A 21,659-nucleotide genomic window follows, 5' to 3' on the forward strand; every position below is an offset into this window, starting at 1 on the left:
TAAAGCGTAGTTGACAAGTAATTCCGAGAACGATTGCATAAATATAATGAATTTGATCGACATGTTATTTAATCGAAATTCGTATGATTGTCATACCAAATATTAAACCAGAGAACTTACCTCTTGAAAAGCAATCGATTGCTTCGTTTTTATTGGTTAACATTTATATTTTGTAGTTGTATCTGTTGATTTAAAGTAGCGTGCTAAAGCAAATATTTAATACATGCAATTTGAATACGTAAAAAAGAGCCTTAAAATTTTAAGCCTGGTGGTTTTAATGGCTTTACCTGATATTGCCCGGGCCCAGCAAAAATTTCCTGCGCTGATCATTGTAGCGCAGGATGGTAGCGGCGACTTTAAAACCATACAGGAAGCAGTCAATTCGGTTAGGGACCTTGGACAGCTTCAGGTAAAAATCACAATCAAAAAAGGTATTTATCATGAAAAACTGGTTATACCTTCATGGAAAAAACACATTTCACTCATAGGAGAGAATGCTGCAACAACGATCATTACCAATGCGGATTATTCAGGCAAAGCTTATGTTTCCGGTCCTGATGCTTTTGGAAAAGATAAATTCGGCACTTTTAACTCCTACACTGTACTGGTGCAGGGCAGTGATTTTACAGCCGAGAATTTGACCATTGCCAATACTGCCGGCAGGGTGGGGCAGGCTGTTGCCCTGCATGTAGAGGCCGATAGGGTGGTAATAAAAAACTGCAGGCTTTTGGGTAACCAGGATACTTTATATACGGCAAACCCCGACAGCAGGCAGTATTATGTGAACTGCTATATAGAAGGGACTACCGATTTTATATTTGGTGAAGCTACGGCAGTATTCCAGACTTGTACCATTAACAGTCTGAGCAATTCCTATATTACTGCTGCAGCCACCAGTCCGGCGCAACAATATGGCTATGTATTTTTTGATTGCAGATTAACGGTGGATGCAGCGGCCAAGAAGGTTTTTCTTGGCAGGCCATGGCGCCCTTATGCCAAAACAGTTTTTATCCGGACAAACATGGCAGGTCATATTGTGCCCGAGGGATGGAACGCATGGCCGGGCGACGCCATGTTTCCAAACAAGGAAAAAACCGCTTTTTATGCAGAATATGGGAGTACAGGTGAAGGGAGTTCCCATACAAAACGTGTAGCCTGGTCTAAGCAGCTTAGTACCAAAGCAGTTAAACAATATACACTAAAGCATATATTTTCGGGTAAAACTGCCTGGGTACCGAATAGTAATTCATCCGAATTTTAAGATCCAAAATTTTATGAAGCCTTGTTTTTCTATTTTAACTCTTGCTTTTTTTAGCCTGTTCTATATACCCGGCATTGATGCACAGCAAAAAAAGAATTTAAACATTACTCCTGCTCCTGCAGGGTATGTTTCAAAAGTATGGGTGGCCGATCAGGGGGATGGTACCTACAAAAATCCTGTGCTGAATGCTGACTATTCTGACCCCGATGCCATTCGGGTAGGTGATGATTTCTACCTGATCGCTTCCAGCTTTGATGCCGTTCCGGGTTTACCCATTTTGCACTCTAAAGATCTGGTGAACTGGAAAATTATAGGGCATGCGTTAAAAAGACAATTGCCTTTGGATCATTTTCAAAAAACACAGCATGGAAATGGCGTATGGGCACCTGCTATCCGTTACCATAAGGATGAATTTTATATCTATTATCCTGATCCGGATTTTGGCATCTATCTTACTAAGGCCAAAACGATCACCGGTCCCTGGACTGAACCCGTACTGGTAGCGCCTGGTAAAGGTTTGATAGATCCATGCCCCCTTTGGGATGCGGATGGCAGGGTATACCTTGCTTTTGCATTTGCGGGAAGTCGTGCTGGTATAAAAAGTGTGATTGCAGTGAAACAGCTGAATGCAGAAGGCAACCAAGCCATAGATGAAGGTACAATTGTATATGATGGACATGAAATTGACCCAACCATAGAGGGACCGAAGTTTTATAAACGCAATGGTTATTATTATATTTTTGCACCCTCGGGTGGCGTTGCTACAGGCTGGCAACTGGTGCTCCGTGCTAAAAATATATATGGCCCTTATGAGCGTAAAGTAGTCATGTCACAGGGAAAAAGCCTGGTTAACGGACCTCATCAGGGTGCCTGGGTAAATACACAAACGGGCGAAGACTGGTTCCTGCATTTTCAGGACAAAGATGCGTATGGCAGGGTAGTACACCTTCAGCCCATGAAATGGATAAATGACTGGCCGGTAATAGGTATGGATGCAGATGGTGATGGTAACGGAAATCCGGTTATGCGCTATAAAAAGCCTTCAGTAGGCAAAGTCTACCCCATCAATACCCCGGCAGAAAGCGATGAATTTAACAATGTCGGTTTGGGCCTTCAATGGCAATGGCAAGCCAATCCCCTGACCACGTATGCTTTTGCAGATGCTGCCAAAGGAAGCCTTAAATTATATACCCAGCAAATTCCTGCTGAGGCCAAAAACTTATGGGATGTGCCAAATGTATTGCTGCAAAAATTTCCGGCAGATGAATTTGTAGCCACCACAAAGCTCACTTTTAATCCTAACCCAAAGCTGGAAAATGAAAAGACCGGATTGGTGGTGATGGGGTTAACCTATGCAAACATCGCCATCAGGAGTAAGAAAGATGGCTTGCAGCTGGTTACCGTAATCTGCGAAAAAGCAGATAAGGGAAATGTGGAAAAGGAAAGTCTGGTTACCAAATTAAAAACACCCACAGTTTATTTACGCTTAACAGTAAAAAATGGGGCAAAATGTAAGTTTAGTTATAGCCTTGATGGCGAAAGGTTTATAGATTCCGGACTTAGTTTTGAGGCTAGCCCCGGCAAATGGATTGGAGCCAAAATGGGTCTTTTTGCGACAAGGGAAGACCAGATCAATGATTCGGGGTATGCAGATTATGACTGGTTCAGGGTGGAGGCATTAAATCTTACTTTTTAACGTCGACTTTCGGATGATCAGTTCCGGCTGGATGTTCACAACTTTATCTTTACGTCCATTTGTAACTGAACCCAGTTCCTGAAAATAAAGCTGGGCAATAGTTTTACCCATGAGTGTGCTATGCTGATCAATAGTGGTTAACATAGGAGTGGTAATTTCTGTAAAAGATTCATTTGAATAGCCGCAAATGCCCAAATCTCGCGGCACACTGATGTTCATTTCGTTGGCTACCTCCAATACACCCAATGCTGCAAAGTCGGAAGTAGAAGCGAATATCGCATCAGGTGGGTTAGGCAATCCGAGCAACTTTCTGGTAGCTATAGCCCCTAAATCCTTCGTCCAGGCATTTTCAACAATCAGTTCAGGAATTACAGGCATGCCATTTTTGCGGAGCGCCTTTAAGTAACCGGCCTTACGCTGCCTGAAAATGTTTAAGTTTTGAGGGCCTTCCAGCAAGGCAATACGTTTATACCCTTCGGCAATTAAATGTTCCACCGCTTCCCTCGAGGCACTTTCATTGTCGTTTGTCACTTTAAATGTATCCAGTTCATCTGCTACACGGTCAAACTGGATCAATGAAATGCCCTGTTCCTTGATGTTCTTTAAATGGTCATCACTCTCGAAATCAGCACTTACAGAGATGATGATACAGCTTACATCCTGGTTAACCAGGGTGTTTATACATTTGATTTCCCTTGCGGCCAATTCATTAGACTGGCATATAATCAGGTTGTAGCCCTGCTGATAAGTTATCTCTTCGATACCAGCAATCACATTGGCAAAAAAATTCTGGTTAATTCTGGGTACAACAACACCAATGGTCCGGTTATGGCCTTTGCGTAGGTTAGAGGCCATGCTGTTGGCCTTGTAGTTCAACTCTTCGGCCGTTTTTAAAATTAACTCCCTTGTTGCGGTGCTGATGTTCTTGCTGTGATTCAATGCCCTTGAAACTGATGACGGATTTAAATTAAGCTTTTTGGCGATGTCATATATCGTTGCCCTTTTTGGCTGTTTCATGGTTGTTCCGGTATAATTTTATAAACTCATGTAATCAAACAAATATGCTGAAATTATTTTTAAGCAATCGATTGCGATTTTAAGTAATCTTTACTTATTTTCGTTCAACCAAATTAAATCAATAAACAAATTTATGAAAACTCTTGGAACACTCGACTATGCCGTATTCCTGGTCTACTTTTTAATTGTTGCATGTTATGGATGGTGGGTGTACCGTCAAAAAAAGGCACAGAAAGAGAATTCCAAAGACTTTTTTCTCGCTAAGGATTCTCTGACCTGGTGGGCTATAGGGGCCTCGCTCATTGCCTCTAATATTTCTGCGGAACAATTTATAGGTATGAGCGGTTCAGGATTCAAAATGGGTCTTGCCATAGCTACCTACGAATGGATGGCAGCGGCAACTTTAATTATTGTGGCCGTTTTCTTTATCCCCGTATACCTTAAAAATAAGATTTATACCATGCCTCAGTTTCTGCACCAGCGGTATAATGGTACGGTAGCCATGATCATGGCTATTTTCTGGCTGTTGTTATATGTGGTGGTAAACCTTACTTCAATTCTTTACCTGGGGGCACTGGCCATACACAGCATATCGGGCATCAATACCCAGGCCTGTATGTATATACTGGCGGTTTTTGCCATTATCATTACACTCGGAGGGATGAAAGTAATTGGTTATACTGATGTAGTTCAGGTATTTTTTCTGATCCTCGGTGGTTTGGCCACTACTTATCTTGCCCTGGATCTGGTTGCCACACATTTTGGCTCAAGCGGGGTGCTAAAAGGTTTTAACCTGCTAACAACACATGCAGAAGAACATTTCCACATGATCTTTAAAAAAGACAATGAAAATTACCTGGACCTGCCGGGGCTTACCGTGCTGATCGGGGGGATGTGGATTGTAAACCTCAACTATTGGGGCTGTAACCAGTATATTACGCAACGTGCCCTGGGGGCCGATTTAAAAACAGCCCGTTCCGGTATCCTGTTTGCCTCTTTTCTGAAGTTATTAATGCCGGTAATTGTCGTATTGCCAGGAATTGCCGCTTATGTACTCTATAAAGAAGGATACGGAGATTTTAAGACCAGTATGAGCCAGGGTGGGGAAGTTGTTCCGGATACGGCTTATCCCGTATTGCTGAACCTGCTTCCTGCAGGGTTAAAAGGATTGTCATTTGCAGCGCTCACTGCCGCAGTAGTAGCCTCTCTTGCCGGCAAGGCCAACAGCATTGCCACTATTTTTACACTCGATATTTACAAAAAGGTAATCAACAAGGATGCGCATGAAGATAAGCAGGTCGTAATTGGCAGATGGACGGTAATTTCTGCAATGCTCATTGCCATTGTGATTGCACCATTTCTAGGCATTGATAAAAAGGGAGGGTTCCAGTTCATACAGGAATATACAGGCTTCTTTTCTCCTGGTATCTTTGCGATGTTCATTTTAGGTTTCTTCTGGAAAAAAACCACTTCAAATGCAGCATTATTTGCTACTGTAGGTGGCTTTGCCCTGTCAGTAGTTTTAAAGTTCCTGCCTTTTGTTATGAACCTGGAATTTTTAAGTGCCTCTGGCTTTTCAAAGCTTGTGCAACAGAAAGATGGTACCATGCTTTACGAGATCCCTTTCCTGGACCGGATGGGCTTTGTCTTCATCATCTGTATGGTAGTTATGTTCCTCATCAGTATAGTTGAAACCAGCAGGGGGGTAGTGGCCAAAGGACTGGAAATAGATGGCAGTATGTTTAAAACCAACAAAGGTTTTGCTGTAGGTGCATTAATTGTCTGCGGTTTGCTGGTGGCCTTATATACCATTTACTGGTAAGCTGTTAGCTTCCAGTTTCTTGAAAGCCAGATAAGCCATGGTTGTTTCCGTTAAAAGCAGGAAACAACCATGGCTTTAGTTTTATTGAAAATCCTTCTTACGTGGCTGATTATCAATATGAAATCCTTCCTCTGATCTCCGTTTTTCCGGCAACGATTGCACAAATTTACTTGTCGAAACGTATAATTTGTGTTAGAAAACAATGTAACTTGTTTACAGGAGTACCGGTAAGGTATTCTTTACTAACCAAATATAATTAACGTATGAAAAGAATTTTACTATTATTTAGTATGCTCATCCTATGTTTCGGATTAGCAGATGCCCAGCAAACCAGGCAAATAACGGGCAAGGTAACAGACAAAACGAGCAAACAATCTATTCCCGGAGTATCTGTAACTGTAAAAGGTGCCGGCAATGTGGTCAGCACAGATGAAAAGGGACAATTTAAAATAAATGTTCCTGCAACCGGAAACATTGTTTTGATTGCCAGATACGTAGGTTATAAACCTCAGGAAATTACGGTAGGAAATGAATCCAAAATTAACTTCGTACTCGAAGAAAACATTTCCTCATTGGATGAAGTGGTGATCAATATTGGTTACGGTACAGTACGTAAAAAAGACCTGACGGGTGCTGTTTCTTCTGTAGGTGCAGATGTAATTGCTGCTGCGCCGGTTTCTTCAGCTTTAGAAGCTATTCAAGGGCGTGTAGCGGGGGTAAACATTACTTCAACAGAAGGCTCGCCTGATGCCGAAATGGTGGTAAGGGTAAGGGGCGGTGGCTCAATTACACAGAGTAATTCTCCGCTTTACATTGTAGATGGATTCCCGGTAGCCTCTATATCTGACATTGCACCGCAGGATATCGAATCGGTTGATATCTTAAAAGATGCTTCTTCCACAGCTATTTATGGTTCAAGGGGTGCCAATGGGGTGGTACTGGTTACCACAAAAGGTGGTAAAAGTGGTAAAACGAATATCAGCTATAATGTATTTACCGGTACCAGAAAACTAGCCAATAAACTGGATGTTTTAACACCTTTTGATTATGCATCCTGGCAGTACGAAAGAGCACTTTTGAGCAATGCACTCGATGTATATACCAAATATCTGGGCAACTATCAGGATATAGACCTTTACAGAAATACACCGGCCAACGATTGGCAGGAGCTGGTTTTTGGCAGGACAGGTACTACTTTTAACCAGAACCTGAACATCAGCGGAGGAGGTGAAAAAACAAAATATAGCCTTAGCCATAGTTTTGTAAAAGACAAATCCATTATGCAGCTCTCCAGTTATGAACGGCAAAACGTTAACTTTAAAATGAACCATAAACTGTACAGTAAGCTTACACTGGATGTTGGACTACGTTATGCAGATACTAAAACAAAAGGCGGGGGCGTAAATGAACAGAATGAGGTATCTTCTGCAGATTCGCGTTTAAAAAACGCCATGATCTATCCGCCATTTCCAATACAGGGGCTTACTACAACTACTGAAACGGATGATACTTTTAATTTGTATGATCCATTGGTATCTATTTCCGATAATGACCAATATATCCACCGTAAAACCTATAATTTAAGTGCTGGACTTACCTACGAAATCATAGATAACCTTAAGTTGCGCTCAGAAGTCGGTTATGACGGTTACAGAAATGACCAGGACCGGTTTTACGGTACAACAACCTATTATGTAAGAAATGTACCCACCAGCGAAAACCAGAACCTTCCAGCAATTATTTTTTCCAATACCAACAGGAACAGCCTGAGAAATACAAATACGCTGAGCTATAGCTTCAATAAACTGTTGAAAAAAGACCACAATCTTACCGTATTGGCCGGACAGGAATTCATTAAAATTGAGGAAGGCACAATGACCAACGTAGTACATGGCTTCCCTAAAACATTTACTTTTCAGAACGCCAGGGTTTTGTCTACCCAGGGTAAGGCAAACTCCATAGACAATAATTTTTCCCCTGATGATAAGCTTTTGTCGTTTTTTGGCAGGGCCAATTATGATTATCTGGGCCGATATTTGTTAAGCGCGACATTCAGGGCAGACGGCTCTTCGAAATTTTCAACTGAAAACCGCTGGGGATATTTCCCTTCTGTTTCTGCAGCCTGGAGAATTTCAGAAGAGAGCTTTATGGAGGATACTAAATCCTGGTTAGCAGACCTGAAATTAAGGGCCAGCTATGGTACTGCAGGGAATAACAATATTCCACCCGGACAAATCGCTCAAACGTTTCAAAATTCTACCACCACCTGGGTAAATGGGTTTAACAGCTATTGGGCACCATCCAAAATTATGGCCAATCCGGATTTGAAATGGGAAACCACTGTTACAAGGAATATTGGTGTCGATTTTGCCCTGTTTAATTCTAAAGTTACAGGTACAATTGATGCCTATTTGAATCGCACAAACGACCTTTTAATTCAATTCCCGGTTTCAGGAACTGGTTATGATTTTCAGTTCCGGAACATTGGAAAAACCCAGAATAAAGGTTTAGAGTTCTCGGCAAGCTGGAACGCGGTAAAGAAATCCAATTTTGATCTGTCTGTGAATGCAAATATAAGTTTCAATAGAAATAAGGTAATTTCATTAGGTACAGTAAAAAACATTAACGGTACATCCGGATGGGCCTCAACAGAAATTGGTGTGGATTATCTGGTAGAAGAAGGAGCCTCGATTGGCAGAATTTACGGCTACCAGAGCGATGGCAGGTATGAAGTTTCAGATTTTACGGGATACAATGCTGCCACAGGGAACTGGACATTAAAAGATGGTGTAGCCGATGCAAGTACGGTTATTGGTACGCTGCGTCCGGGATCTATGAAACTTAAAAATCTTACGGGCGACCTGAAGATTGATCAGAACGACAAGACTGTAATTGGGAATGCCAATCCCCTGCATACAGGTGGCTTTTCTATCAATTCCAGAATCTATAGTTTTGATATAGGTGCTTTCTTTAACTGGAGTTATGGCAACGATATCTATAATGCAAATAAAATAGAATACACTTCTACCAGTAAGTACAATTCAAGAAACATGATCTCAACTATGGCAACGGGCAATCGCTGGACAAACCTGCGGGCAGATGGGACGATCAGTAACGATCCGGCCGAATTGACTGCTATGAACGCGAATACCACGCTCTGGTCGCCCTATATGAGGTCTTTTGTGTTGAGCGACTGGGCCATAGAAGATGGATCTTTTTTAAGGTTGTCTACCATAACACTGGGTTATACCCTACCCAGAAATTTATCAGCTAAACTAAAAATGCAAAAATTAAGATTATATGCATCAGCTTATAATTTATGGCTGTTAACCGATTATTCAGGGTTTGACCCCGAAGTTTCGACAAGGCGCAAAACAGGGTTAACACCGGGAGTTGATTATTCAGCTTATCCAAGAAGCAAATCTTTTGTTTTTGGATTGAATGTTAATTTTTAGGACACTATTAATTTTAAGAAAATGAAAAAGATTGTCAATATTATATATATCCTCACCGTATTGATGGTGGTGAGTAGTTGCAAAAGTGCTTTGGAGGCACCAACCAAATCATCCTTAGATGAATCTGTTATTTTTTCTACACCCAGCCTGGCTGAAGGGGCAGTAGCAGGTATCTTTCATTCCTTTGGTGAAACCAATTCTTATCGTGGCAGGTTCTTGGTCTATTATGGGATCAATACAGATGCTGAGGTTTACAATACCTTAAAATCCGTGGATGATGATAAAGCTAAATTATCCAATTACAATACCAATGTAGCCAATGGTCAAATGAATACGAGCGACAATGCCTGGGCCAAATTTTATGAGGCAATTGAAAGGGCCAACCTGGCCATAAGGGGCCTAAGAGCTTATGGAAAAGTAGAAAGCAATGCCCAGCTGGCACAAACATTAGGTGAAATTCTGACTTTAAGGGCTGTGATTTACAATGACCTGATCAAGGGTTGGGGAGATGTGCCGGCCCGTTTTGAACCCATTACTACAGAAACAGCTTACCTGCCAAGAAACGATAGGGATGTGATATATAAACAGCTCCTTGCTGATCTGGATGAAGCCGCAAATTATCTGCCCTGGCCTAATGAAAACGCTTTGACAAGTAAGGTAGAGCGGATCAGCAAAGCTTTTGCAAAGGGGTTGAGAGCGCGTTTGGCATTAGCAGCCGGGGGCTATGCCCAGCATCTGGACGGTACGGTACATTTAAGTACAGATCCTGACCTGGCCCGCGACAAAATGTATGCTATCGCAAAAAAGGAATGTCTCGATATCATTGGCAGTGGTAAATTAAAACTGCTTGGCTTTGAAGAAGTCTTTAGAAAATTAAATGAAGAAGGAGGTGCTGCCGGTTTGGAATCGATGTGGGAAATTCCATTTAGTGAAGGTAGGGGAAGGGTAATTTTTGATCTGGGTGTCAGACATACTACTGTTGATAAGTATACCGGACAAAACAAAGGCGGTACCAATGGTCCAAACCCGATTATGTTGTATGAGTATGATGTAGACGATGTAAGGAGGGACGTTACCGTAGTTCCATATGAATGGACAAATGGAATACAGGTGCCTTCTGCACTTGGGCGTTTGTATTTTGGAAAATACCGTTACGAATGGATGAAAAGGAAAGTTACCTCTACCAATGATGATGGGTTAAACTGGATGTATATGCGTTATTCAGATATATTGTTAATGGCAGCTGAGGCCATTAATGAACTGGATGGACCGGCTGCTGCTGCACCATATTTAAAACAGGTGCGCGACAGGGCCTTCCCAACCAATCCTGCGAAAGTTACCACCTTTATGGCTGCGGCGACAGCTTCTAAACCTACATTTTTTGATGCTATTGTGAATGAAAGGGCATTGGAATTTACTGGAGAAATGCTTAGAAAGGCCGATTTGATCCGATGGAATTTATTAAATACCAAACTGACAGAAGCAAAGGATAAATTAAGACAACTAGAGAACAGGCAAGGTAAATATGCTAATCTGCCAGCTAAAATCTATTATAGAACCGCTGCTGATGGGGAGACGGTACAGATTTATGGTTTAAAATTTGGCGATACAGATGCGGCAGGTGCTGCTTTGGGTTATACTTCAAATAAAACATGGACTATGGTTTCATCCGGTGATACCAAAACTTTCTGGGATGCCCTTTTTGTAAAAGATCCAAATGCACAGCAGGTATGGCCAATATGGCAGGTGTTTTTAGATTCCTCTAACGGATTGTTAAATAATGCTAATCTGGGACTATAATTTTAATGGTTATGAAAAATAATAAAAGATATATCAGTATTCTTTTCCTCGCAACTTTGATCGGATTTTCAGGCTGTAAAGAGGATCAGCTCGATCCAATAACTACCCTTAAAGTAGACCGTGCATTTTCTCCTACCGGCTTAACTGCCACGGTGGTAAATAAGATCTCGGTAAAGCTCGACTGGAAAGCCGTAAACAACGCAAAAACCTATACGATAGAAATTTTTGAAAATGCAGATTTTTCTGGTACACCTGTAAAGACAATCGGCAATATTGCCTTTACGCAGGTTCCTTATACGGTTTCAGGACTTGCTGGCGATACTCAATATGCCATAAGGGTTAAAGCTGCTGGTGAAGATGTAGGGGATTCCAAGTGGGTAACAGCAACAGTGAAAACTGATGCAGAGCAGATATTTAACGCAGTTAAGTTAGCAGATATTTCTGGTAACTCAGCGATATTGACCTGGCCTGCCGGCGAAACGGCAACAACCATCACCCTTAGCCCGGGTAACCTTAGCCATACGGTAACCCCGGCCGAAATTGCAGCCGGTTCTGCTACGGTAACAGGCCTGACAGGCGAGACCAATTATACCGCAAAACTGCTAAATGGAAACAAAATACGCGGCACAATAACATTTAAAACCTATGTTGACATTCGAAATGCAAAAATAATCAATTCTGTAGCCGAATTTAATACCGCCCTGACCACAGCGGTTAACGGCGATATCCTGGCCGTAAAAACAGGGAATTTTGATTTTGCAGGGGCAACAATTGCCGTTACAAAATCTATATCAGTCGTAGCTTTTCAAGCTACAGAACGACCTGTACTTAACAACCTAAGCTTTAATGTACAAAGCGGCGCTTCCCTGAAAATCAAGAACCTGGTTATTGACGGTGGGGCTACACCTACTTTTGCCATTACTTATGCTGCAGGTAATTTTGGCAATCTTGAAATTGATGGTTCAGTGATAAAAAATTATGGTGGTGGTATATTGGGCTTAACAAGCACAACTATAGTCAGTACAATTTCATCGGTTTTAATTAACAATAATGTGTTCAGTACATTTGGTGCAGGAGGAGAGTTTATAGATTTTCGTGGCAGTTTTGCCAATAGTCTGACTTTTACCAATAATACGTTATATGCACAGGGTGCCAGGGAATTTATACGTATGGACAATTCTGCAAGTGCCAGCTATCCGGCAGCTAAAGTAATCATTACTGTAAGTAACAATACATTAAATGCTGTAGCAAGTGGTGGCAAGCGGTTATTTTATGTGCGTATCCCTGCTGCCAGCCATGAAATATATTTTACAAAAAATATAGTTGCCAGTACCGACGGCCTGCTGGCCAACCAGGCACAGACCAATCTGGTTACCTTATCAGGAAATAACTATTTTACAGCACCAAATATGGTTTCTTCTGCTACTGTCGGGGTTAAGGTAGATGCCAGTGGTACAACGCTTGACCCAGGGTTTAAATCTCCTGCAACTGGTGATTTTACCATCAGTCAGGTAGATTTAAAAGCCAATGGAATCGGAGATCCGCGATGGAGATAAAAAAAATGATAAAAAACAAAAAAGGTATTCAAAAAAATAAGAGGGCAAAATTGGGTCTTAAATGCCTTACTATAGCCCTGGTAGCCCTGCTATCGGGAACGAATATTTACGGCCAGGATAAAAAGATCATTGTTGCACAGGATGGTAGTGGTGATTATAAAACGGTACAGGAAGCTATAAACGCGGTGCCCGATTTTAGAAATGCCACTACGGTTATCCTGATCAAAAATGGCACTTACAAAGAAAAACTTAACCTTTCGGCCTCTAAAAAGATGGTTAAACTGATTGGCGAAAACCCTGAAAAAACTGTGCTTACTTATGATGACTATGCACAAAAGAAAAACAGTTTCGAAGAAGCAATGGGTACTTCAGGATCTTCCTCATTCTATATTTATGGGGATGGTTTTGCTGCAGAGAACATCACCTTTGCCAATTCTTCAGGGCCGGTCGGACAGGCTGTTGCGGTATGGATCGCATCGGATCAGGCGGTATTCAAAAACTGCAGGTTCCTTGGTTTTCAGGACACACTTTATACCTATGGCCGTGGCAGCAGGCAATATTATAAAAACTGTTATATAGAAGGGACAACTGATTTTATTTTTGGGTCATCTACTGCAATGTTTGAAAATTGTATCCTCTTTTGCAAAAAAGGTGGGTCATACCTTACCGCGGCCTCTACCCCCGATACCACCAAATATGGTTATGTTTTCAAAAATTGTAAAATAACCGGCGATGCACCTGAAAACTCTTTTGCATTGGGCCGTCCATGGCGACCGTATGCTAAAACTGTTTTCATCAATTGCGAACTTGGAAATATGATCAAACCCGCCGGCTGGGACCATTGGGGTAAAGAGAGCAATAAACAGACAGCCTATTATGCAGAATATAAAAACACCGGACCTGGTTATAAACCCGATAAAAGAACAGATTGGTCGCAGCAGCTTAGTGATGACGAAGCCAAAACTTATAATATAACACAGGTTTTCCGTGGCTGGAACCCTGTACAATAATTTAAAACGGCAACGATTGCGCAGTTATTTTCCTGCTTTTTGTTCCAATCTTATTTTAAACTATGTAGACTTGCTTTATTAAGTATAACCCAAATATAAATTCTAATTTCAAATATGAAACAAATAGTATCCGCCATATTAGCCATTCCTTTATTGATCAGCACATTCCAGGCAGGTGCACAAAATAAAAAAGCGTATTCGTTCGATAACCTGCCGGTAATCGCAAAAACATTCTTTAAAAAAGATACCATTAATATTCTTAAATATGGAGCAAAAAATGACGGGATCACTTTAAATACAAAAAGCATCAACCAGGCCATTACGGATTGTAATAAACGTGGTGGCGGTGTAGTGGTGATCCCTGAAGGTCTGTGGCTTACCGGTCCGATTGAACTGAAAAGCAATGTAAACCTGCACCTTAAAAAAAATGCGCTGCTGCAGTTTACAAAAGATATGGATCAATATCCTTTGGTAGAAGGCAACTGGGAAGGCTTACCTCAAATGCGTAACCAATCGCCCATTTGGGCCAGTAACCAGCAAAATATTGCCATCACCGGTTACGGTATTGTGGATGGTGGTGGCGAGGCCTGGCGCATGGTAAAGAAAGATAAACTGACCGAAAGCCAGTGGAAAAGTCTCCTTGCCTCAGGCGGCGTAGTAGGCGAAGACAACAAGTCCTGGTACCCCTCAGCAAAGTCCATGAAAGGTGCAAAGATGAAAAATGCGGGTGTCATTACTAAAGATAAAGATGCTGCGTTTTATGCAGAGATCAAAGATTTCCTGCGCCCGAACCTGTTGGTGCTTAATCGCTGCAAACGGGTTTTGCTGGAAGGCGTAACCTTTCAGAATTCACCCGCATGGAACCTGCACCCACTGATGTCGGAAGACATTACCATAAGAAATGTATATGCCAAAAACCCATGGTATGCCCAGAACGGTGATGGCCTTGACATAGAGTCCTGTAAAAATGTACTGGTAGAAGGCAGTACATTTGATGTAGGCGATGATGGCATCTGTATCAAATCGGGCCGTGATGCAGAAGGCCGCAAGCGGGCAATGCCAACCGAAAATGTAGTAATCCGCCACAGCACGGTGTACCACGCACATGGTGGCTTTGTGATCGGTAGTGAAATGTCGGGGGGCGCAAAAAACATTTTTATTTCCGATTGTACCTTTATAGGTACCGATATCGGTCTGCGTTTTAAAACCACAAGAGGAAGAGGTGGTGTAGTGGAAAACATCTACGCCAGAAACATCAACATGAAAGACATTCCGGGCGAGGCCATCCTTTTTGACATGTACTATGCCGCAGTAGACCCGGTTCCGCTAACAGGCGAAAAAAGAGAAACACCTAAAGTAGAATTACTGCCCGTTACCGAAGAAACACCTGTTTTCAGGAAGTTCTATATCAGTAATGTAGTTTGCGACGGTGCAGCCAAAGCTGTATTTATAAGAGGACTGCCTGAAATGAGCATCAGCGATATTTTTCTGGACAATTTAACCATTAAAGCAAAAGAAGGACTGGATATACAGGAAGCTAAAAACATCAGCCTGTCCAATGTTCACCTCGATATAAAAAATGCAAAGCCCCTGATCTATATCCAGAATGGTAGCTCTGTAACCCTCAGCAATATCAGTTATACCAATGCCGAACTGCTGTTCAGAATTAACGGGGCAAAAAACAGCAATATAAAATTAACCGGTACAGCTACTTCAAAAGCAGCAGTAAAAACTGAATTTGGTCATGGGGCACAGGCAGATGTACTGGAAATAAAATAACCTTAAAACATAAAAGGTATGTCAGAAAGAATGATTAAAACAGTATTGATCTGTTTGCTAAATGCGGGTTTCACATGTTTAAGTGCCAGGGCACAGGTTGCCGCCAAAACTGATCATTCAACAGATCCGGCTGCCGAAAATATGTTGGTTTACCAGCGCAGTGTTGGCGGATGGCCAAAGGCCGTGGGTAAGGTAATAACAGATCAATTATACAATAAAGTGCTGTCTGATGCCGAAAAAAGCCTGATAAGGGCTGATTCTATGCATAACGATGCTACCATCGACAATAAAGCAACTTCGAAAGAACTCCGCTACCTGGCTACTGCCTATAAGCATACACAAAACCCGGCCTATTTGAAAGCTGTGGAAAAAGGGGTAAACTACCTGTTAAATGCCCAGTACGACAATGGGGGCTGGGCCCAGTACCACCCCGACCATAGCCTGTATCGTGGACAGATAACTTATAACGACAATGCAATGGTCAATGTATTGAACATTATGCAGGACATTGCAGAAGGGAAGAACAATTTTGATCAGCTCCCGGCTGCTTTTCGCCCTAAAGCCGAAAACGCAGTTAAAAAAGGAATTTCCTGCATTTTAAAAACACAGGTAAGGGTAAATGGCAAACTAACGGTCTGGGCGGCTCAATACGATGAACACACCTTAAAGCCCGCCAAGGCAAGGGCATTTGAACTTGCTTCTTTAAGTGCGATGGAATCTGTTGGTATTGCCGAGTTCCTGATGCGCATTAAAAACCCTGGTGCAGAAATTAAAGATGCCCTGAGTGCAGCCATGGCCTGGTTTGAACGGTCGAAAATAACAGATCACGATTTTGTATTTATTGAGGATGCGAAACAGCCCAAAGGTAAAGACCGTATATTTATTGAGAAACCCGGATCAGTCTTATGGGCCCGTTTTTATGACATCGATACCAATGAACCCATATTTGTTGGAAGGGATAGCCTGCCAAAAAAGACCGTTGCCGAAATAGAACAGGAAAGGCGCATTGGTTATGCATGGTACGGTAACTGGGCCAGTAATTTGCTTCAAAAGAAATATCCAGCCTGGTTAAAATCCCTTTAATCCAGCCCCTTAATGCTGCGCAATATAGCAGCGGGCATAGGGCCATTTCCAAATCCTGTTCCTGGCGGTCTAACGAAAACGTTATCGAGAACGTTTGCGTAAATAATTACCGTATAACAGGGTTTTTTACTAGTAATAATTATGTAGACTTGTTTTACGACCTTATATAAATTGTAAAAATGACTTTATCAAAAGATACCTTAAATAGCATTAAACCAAATCAAGTGGTTGCTCCCGATGAAAAAATATTTAACCTGCCGGAAAAAGTGCTGCAATTTGGCACGGGTGTGCTGCTGCGCGGATTGCCTGATTTTTTTATCGATAAGGCCAATAAAAAAGGATTGTTCAATGGTAGGGTAGCTGTAATCAAATCGACCAGCAAAGGCGGTACCAAAGAATTTGATGATCAAAACGGTTTATATACCATCTGTGTAAGGGGAATTGAAAACGGACAGCCTGTAGAAGAGAATATCATTTCTGCGGCCATTAGCAGAGTGCTTACTGCCGATCAGGATTGGAACACTATTCTGGATATTGCGGCATCACCTTTATTAAAGGTGATCGTTTCCAATACTACCGAAGTGGGGATACAGCTGGTAGAGGAAAGTATAGACCAAAGCCCCCCGCAATCTTTCCCCGCAAAATTACTCGCGGTGTTGTACGCACGCTATAAGGCATTGGGAGCAGCTGCCGCCGCCGATATAGCTGTAATTGCTACTGAACTTATTTCGGATAACGGAAAAAAACTGGAGGCCATTGTATTGCAGCTAGCTGCATTTAACAAGCTGGACGAAGCATTTTTAACCTGGTTAAAAGCCCATGTCCATTTCTGCAATTCGCTGGTAGACCGTATTGTTCCCGGAAAACCTGATGCAGCCACACTGGCTAGCCTGGAAACGGAACTGGGGTATAAAGATGAATTGATCATTATGGCCGAACCTTACCGCCTTTGGGCCATTGAAGGAGGACAAAAGGTTGCTGAACTGCTTGGTCTGGAAGCTGCTGATAACGGCGTAATTGTGAGGCCCGATATTGAAATATTTAAAGAACTGAAAGTACGCCTGCTGAATGGTTCGCATACCCTGACCTCGGGCATTGCTTATTTGCTGGGTATCGATACGGTAACCAAAGCCATGAACAACAGCCTGACCAGGAATTATGTAAATGAGCTGATGATGCAGGAAATTGTTGGTGCCATACCTTATGATGTAGCGCCTGATGAAGCTATTGCTTTTGCAAATACGGTGATAGACCGCTTTGCAAACCCAAGTATCCAGCACCTCTGGATCAACATTACCTTCCAGTATACCATGAAAATGAAAATCAGGATTTTGCCTGTCCTGCTCAATTATTATAAACTCAATCAAAAAGTACCTGCTCATATTGCCTTTGGTTTTGCCGCATTCCTGCTGTTCATGAAATCGGCCAGAAAAGATGGTGATCAGTACTTTGGCAATTACAAAGGTCATGAATACGCAATAACCGATGATGAAGCTGCTTATTTTTACAATATCGCACAGCAAAATGAATCGGAATACGTAAATTTAGTACTGGCAGACAGTAAATTATGGGGTACTGACCTTTCGTCATTGCAGGGCTTTAATGAAACGGTAAAAGAAAACTATAACAATATATTGAAACATGGTGTGGCCGACGCTTTGGCCAGGCTGGAAGAGACATTACAAATTAAACAATGAAACAAAGAATATTAAAGGTTCATCCTAAGGATAATGTGTTGGTTGCACTTACTGATCTGGTAAAGGGAGAGGAAGTGATTTATGAAGGTGAATCTTATTTGCTGACAGACAATGTGCCGGCCAAGCATAAATTTACCACTGCCGATCTGGCTGCGGGGGATAAAGTGATCATGTATGGTGTATTGGTAGGTAAGGCCCAGATGGACATTCCGGTAGGTTCAATTTTAACTACCAGTAACATCAAACATGCCGCTACTGAGTTTAACACTACAGATGCACATGTCGACTGGCAAAAACCGGATGTAACAGAATGGAAAGACAAAACCTTTCAGGGCTTTCACCGCAACGATGGTCAGGTGGGTACCGCCAATTACTGGCTGGTGATCCCTATGGTGTTTTGTGAGAACAGAAACCTGGAGGTTTTACAGGAAGCCCTGATGAACAACCTGGGCTACGGCCGGAACGAGACCTACCAGTCGCAAGCCAAAGAACTGATGGCCCTTTACGAAAAAGGAGCCAGTGTAAACGACATTTTAAATGCCCAGCTTACGTATTCGGAAAAGGCACAAAAGCAAAACCGGATGTTTCCGAATGTAGACGGTATTAAATTTTTGACACATACGGGGGGCTGCGGCGGAACCCGTCAGGATTCAGAAACTTTATGCGGATTGCTGGCAGGATACATTACCCATCCCAATGTAGCGGGAGCAACAGTGTTAAGTTTGGGTTGTCAGAATGCCCAGGTAAGCATCCTTAAAGAAGAAATTGAAAAGCGGAGCAGAAACTTCGACAAGCCTTTATATATACTGGATCAGCAAACCGTTGGAAAAGAATCGGAACTGTTGAGCCAGGCGATCAAGCAGACCTTTGCAGGTTTGATCCAGGCCAATGCCAATGAAAGAAAGCCGGCACCTTTAAGCAAACTGTGCATAGGACTGGAATGTGGTGGTTCTGATGGCTTTTCAGGTATCTCTGCAAACCCCGCAATTGGGTATGCCTCCGATCTGCTGGTGGCGCTGGGTGGATCGGTGATCCTGGCCGAGTTCCCTGAACTCTGTGGTGTAGAGCAGAACCTGAGCGATCGGTGTGTGGACAAAGAAGATGCTGAACGTTTTGAATACCTGATGAAAACCTATAGCAAAAGGGCAACTGAGGCCGGTTCGGGCTTTGACATGAACCCTTCACCAGGAAATATTAAAGATGGTTTGATCACGGATGCCATTAAATCTGCCGGAGCAGCTAAAAAAGGAGGCACTTCTCCGGTGGTTGCTGTACTGGACTACCCCGAAAAAGTATTTAAACCAGGATTGAACCTGCTCTGTACCCCGGGTAACGACGTGGAATCGACCACGGCCGAAGTGGGCTCGGGTGCAAATGTAGTGCTGTTTACTACCGGCCTGGGTACCCCCACAGGCAACCCTATTGCCCCGGTAATTAAAATATCAAGCAATACCAAGCTGTTTAATAAGATGAGCGACATTATAGACCTGGATACAGGTCCTATTATTGATGGCGACGAGACCATTAAAGATGCCGGCAGCAGGATCTTGAATTATGTGATCGACGTGGCCAGCGGTCATACTACCGTGAGTGCAGTACGTCACATTCAGGACGATTTTATTCCATGGAAAAGAGGCGTTTCCTTATAGAAACGCGTAAATACATTATATACTTATTTGCATGAAGAAATTTTTAGACGAAAACTTTTTATTAGAGAGCAAAACAGCCGAAATGCTGTACCATAACTTTGCCAAACAAATGCCGGTGATTGACTATCACAACCATCTGATTCCCGATCAAATGGCAAATGACATTAATTTTGAGAACATTACCCAGGCCTGGTTATATGGCGACCATTATAAATGGCGCGCCATGCGGGCAAATGGTATCGATGAACATTACATCACCGGTGGGGCAAGCGATCTGGAGAAGTTTAAAAAATGGGCAGAGACCGTTCCCTATACCTTAAGAAACCCTTTATACCACTGGACACACCTGGAACTGCAAAGGTATTTTGATGTGCATGAGGTGCTTTCTGCCGAAAATGCAGAACGTATATATCATGAATGTACCGCTAAATTACAGACGCCCGAATATTCGGTGCTGAACCTGCTGCGCAAAATGAATGTGAAAACATTGTGCACTACCGATGATCCGCTGGATAATCTGGAGTTTCACCAGAAACTAAAAAATGACGGGGTAGATATCAAGATATTGCCTGCCTTCAGGCCGGATAAGGCCATGAATGCAGATGATACTGCCGGGCTTAACCAATATATAGATAAGCTGGCAGCTTTATCGGGAGCGGAGATCAATGACCTGGATACTTACCTTTCGGCTTTAAAAGCACGCCATGATTATTTTGCGGCCAATGGCTGTTCGGTTTCAGACCACGGATTGGAGCAGATCTATGCAGAAGACTATACTGCTGAGGAAGTGAAATCCATTTTTGTAAAGATCAGAACGAAAGCTGCTTTAAGTATGGATGAAGTGTTGAAGTTTAAATCGGCCCTGTTGTTTGAATTTGCGCTGTGGGACCATGAAAAAGGTTGGGTACAGCAATACCACCTGGGCGCATTAAGAAACAACAACAACAGGTTACTGACCCAGCTTGGACCAGATACCGGCTTTGATTCTATAGGTGATTTTAGCCAGGCGAAGCAGCTTTCGAAATTTTTAAACAACCTGGACAGCCAGAACCGTTTGGCAAAAACCATATTGTATAACCTGAACCCTGCTGATAATGAGCTGATGGCCACCATGATTGGTAATTACAATGATGGTACAGTTGCTGGTAAAGTACAATGGGGATCGGGCTGGTGGTTCCTGGACCAGAAGGATGGCATGATCAAACAACTCAATACTTTGTCTAATATGGGACTGCTGAGCCGCTTTGTGGGGATGCTTACAGATTCCAGAAGTTTCCTTTCTTATCCCCGCCATGAGTACTTCAGAAGGATACTGTGTAACCTGTTTGGAGCCGATGTGGAGAATGGTGAACTGCCAAATGACCAGGAATGGCTTGGAAAGGTGATACAGGATATCTGTTACAACAACGCCAAAACGTATTTTAACTTCTAACATCGTTTGTTTTAATTTTAGATATGCCCTTGTAGTAGCAATACTGCAGGGGCTTTTTTTTAGGCCATGTTGTTCACAAGAAGTGTGATTCTTCACACCTGGTTCACCCTTCCTTCACACCAAACCCACAAACAGGTACCTTTTTGTGAAGAAAGTGTGTAGAATGTGTGGATGATGTGAGGACATGGCCTTACCAGGAGCGGGCTTTGCCTTCAGGGATTGCCTGGTTTGGCGGGTATAGAATGTTGTTTTTGGGAGCATAAGCGTTAAAACAATAAAAAGGCAGCATTTTTTTAAATTTTTCTGATTGTAATTAAGGCAGTTAGGATAAAAGTTGATTTAATGGTGTGATATAGTTTGATTGGGTTGATAATTTTCCTACTTTTGCAACCCGCTTCGGAG

Annotated in this window: 13 protein-coding genes; 12 read left to right on the forward strand and 1 reads right to left on the reverse strand. The window is 42.4% G+C overall.

Annotated elements, in window-relative coordinates:
* Positions 1-223 precede the first annotated feature (223 nt).
* Positions 224-1,261 carry a pectinesterase family protein gene (locus tag HDC92_RS23670; RefSeq protein WP_183877364.1) on the forward strand — a complete coding sequence of 346 codons (1,038 nt, stop codon included), beginning with the start codon at positions 224-226 and terminating at the stop codon, positions 1,259-1,261.
* Positions 1,262-1,274: 13 nt separating this feature from the next.
* Positions 1,275-2,957: a glycoside hydrolase 43 family protein gene (locus HDC92_RS23675; protein WP_183877365.1), complete on the forward strand. Its 1,683-nt coding sequence runs from the start codon at positions 1,275-1,277 to the stop codon at positions 2,955-2,957.
* Here the strand turns inward: HDC92_RS23675 and HDC92_RS23680 are convergent.
* Entirely contained in the window at positions 2,940-3,974 is a 1,035-nt protein-coding gene (locus tag HDC92_RS23680) for a LacI family DNA-binding transcriptional regulator (protein WP_183877366.1), read from the reverse strand. The genes HDC92_RS23675 and HDC92_RS23680 overlap by 18 nt on opposite strands.
* A gap of 133 nt (positions 3,975-4,107) precedes the next feature.
* Between HDC92_RS23680 and HDC92_RS23685 the strand changes: the two genes are divergently transcribed.
* From HDC92_RS23685 to uxaC, 10 genes are all read left to right on the forward strand, one after another.
* The gene (locus tag HDC92_RS23685; RefSeq protein ID WP_183877367.1) at positions 4,108-5,796 is read left to right on the forward strand and encodes a sodium/sugar symporter; all 1,689 of its coding nucleotides are present in this window, start codon (positions 4,108-4,110) and stop codon (positions 5,794-5,796) included.
* A 263-nt stretch (positions 5,797-6,059) separates the two neighbouring features.
* Positions 6,060-9,251 (forward strand): SusC/RagA family TonB-linked outer membrane protein, encoded by a 3,192-nt coding sequence (locus tag HDC92_RS23690; protein WP_183877368.1) that lies wholly within the window; start codon positions 6,060-6,062, stop codon positions 9,249-9,251.
* Between the two features lie 21 nt (positions 9,252-9,272).
* Positions 9,273-11,051 carry a RagB/SusD family nutrient uptake outer membrane protein gene (locus tag HDC92_RS23695; RefSeq protein ID WP_183877369.1) on the forward strand — a complete coding sequence of 593 codons (1,779 nt, stop codon included), beginning with the start codon at positions 9,273-9,275 and terminating at the stop codon, positions 11,049-11,051.
* Between the two features lie 11 nt (positions 11,052-11,062).
* Positions 11,063-12,607, forward strand: coding sequence for a DUF4957 domain-containing protein (locus tag HDC92_RS23700; RefSeq protein ID WP_036675628.1), 1,545 nt, complete (start codon positions 11,063-11,065; stop codon positions 12,605-12,607).
* A gap of 5 nt (positions 12,608-12,612) precedes the next feature.
* Entirely contained in the window at positions 12,613-13,617 is a 1,005-nt protein-coding gene (locus HDC92_RS23705; protein WP_183877370.1) for a pectinesterase family protein, read from the forward strand.
* A gap of 114 nt (positions 13,618-13,731) precedes the next feature.
* Positions 13,732-15,396: a glycoside hydrolase family 28 protein gene (locus HDC92_RS23710; RefSeq protein WP_183877371.1), complete on the forward strand. Its 1,665-nt coding sequence runs from the start codon at positions 13,732-13,734 to the stop codon at positions 15,394-15,396.
* A gap of 18 nt (positions 15,397-15,414) precedes the next feature.
* On the forward strand, positions 15,415-16,479 hold the full coding sequence (pelA, locus tag HDC92_RS23715) for a pectate lyase (RefSeq protein WP_012781321.1): 1,065 nt from the start codon (positions 15,415-15,417) through the stop codon (positions 16,477-16,479).
* 179 nt (positions 16,480-16,658) lie between these two features.
* Positions 16,659-18,176, forward strand: a complete 1,518-nt coding sequence (locus HDC92_RS23720; protein WP_183877372.1) for a tagaturonate reductase — start codon at positions 16,659-16,661, stop codon at positions 18,174-18,176.
* The gene (locus tag HDC92_RS23725) at positions 18,173-19,825 is read left to right on the forward strand and encodes a UxaA family hydrolase (protein WP_012781323.1); all 1,653 of its coding nucleotides are present in this window, start codon (positions 18,173-18,175) and stop codon (positions 19,823-19,825) included. Before HDC92_RS23720 ends, HDC92_RS23725 begins: the two co-directional genes overlap by 4 nt.
* A gap of 31 nt (positions 19,826-19,856) precedes the next feature.
* The gene (gene uxaC / locus HDC92_RS23730) at positions 19,857-21,257 is read left to right on the forward strand and encodes a glucuronate isomerase (RefSeq protein WP_012781324.1); all 1,401 of its coding nucleotides are present in this window, start codon (positions 19,857-19,859) and stop codon (positions 21,255-21,257) included.
* Positions 21,258-21,659 lie beyond the last annotated feature (402 nt).

It is taken from the genome of Pedobacter sp. AK017, from assembly GCF_014200825.1.
Classification (GTDB): Bacteria; Bacteroidota; Bacteroidia; order Sphingobacteriales; family Sphingobacteriaceae; genus Pedobacter; species Pedobacter heparinus.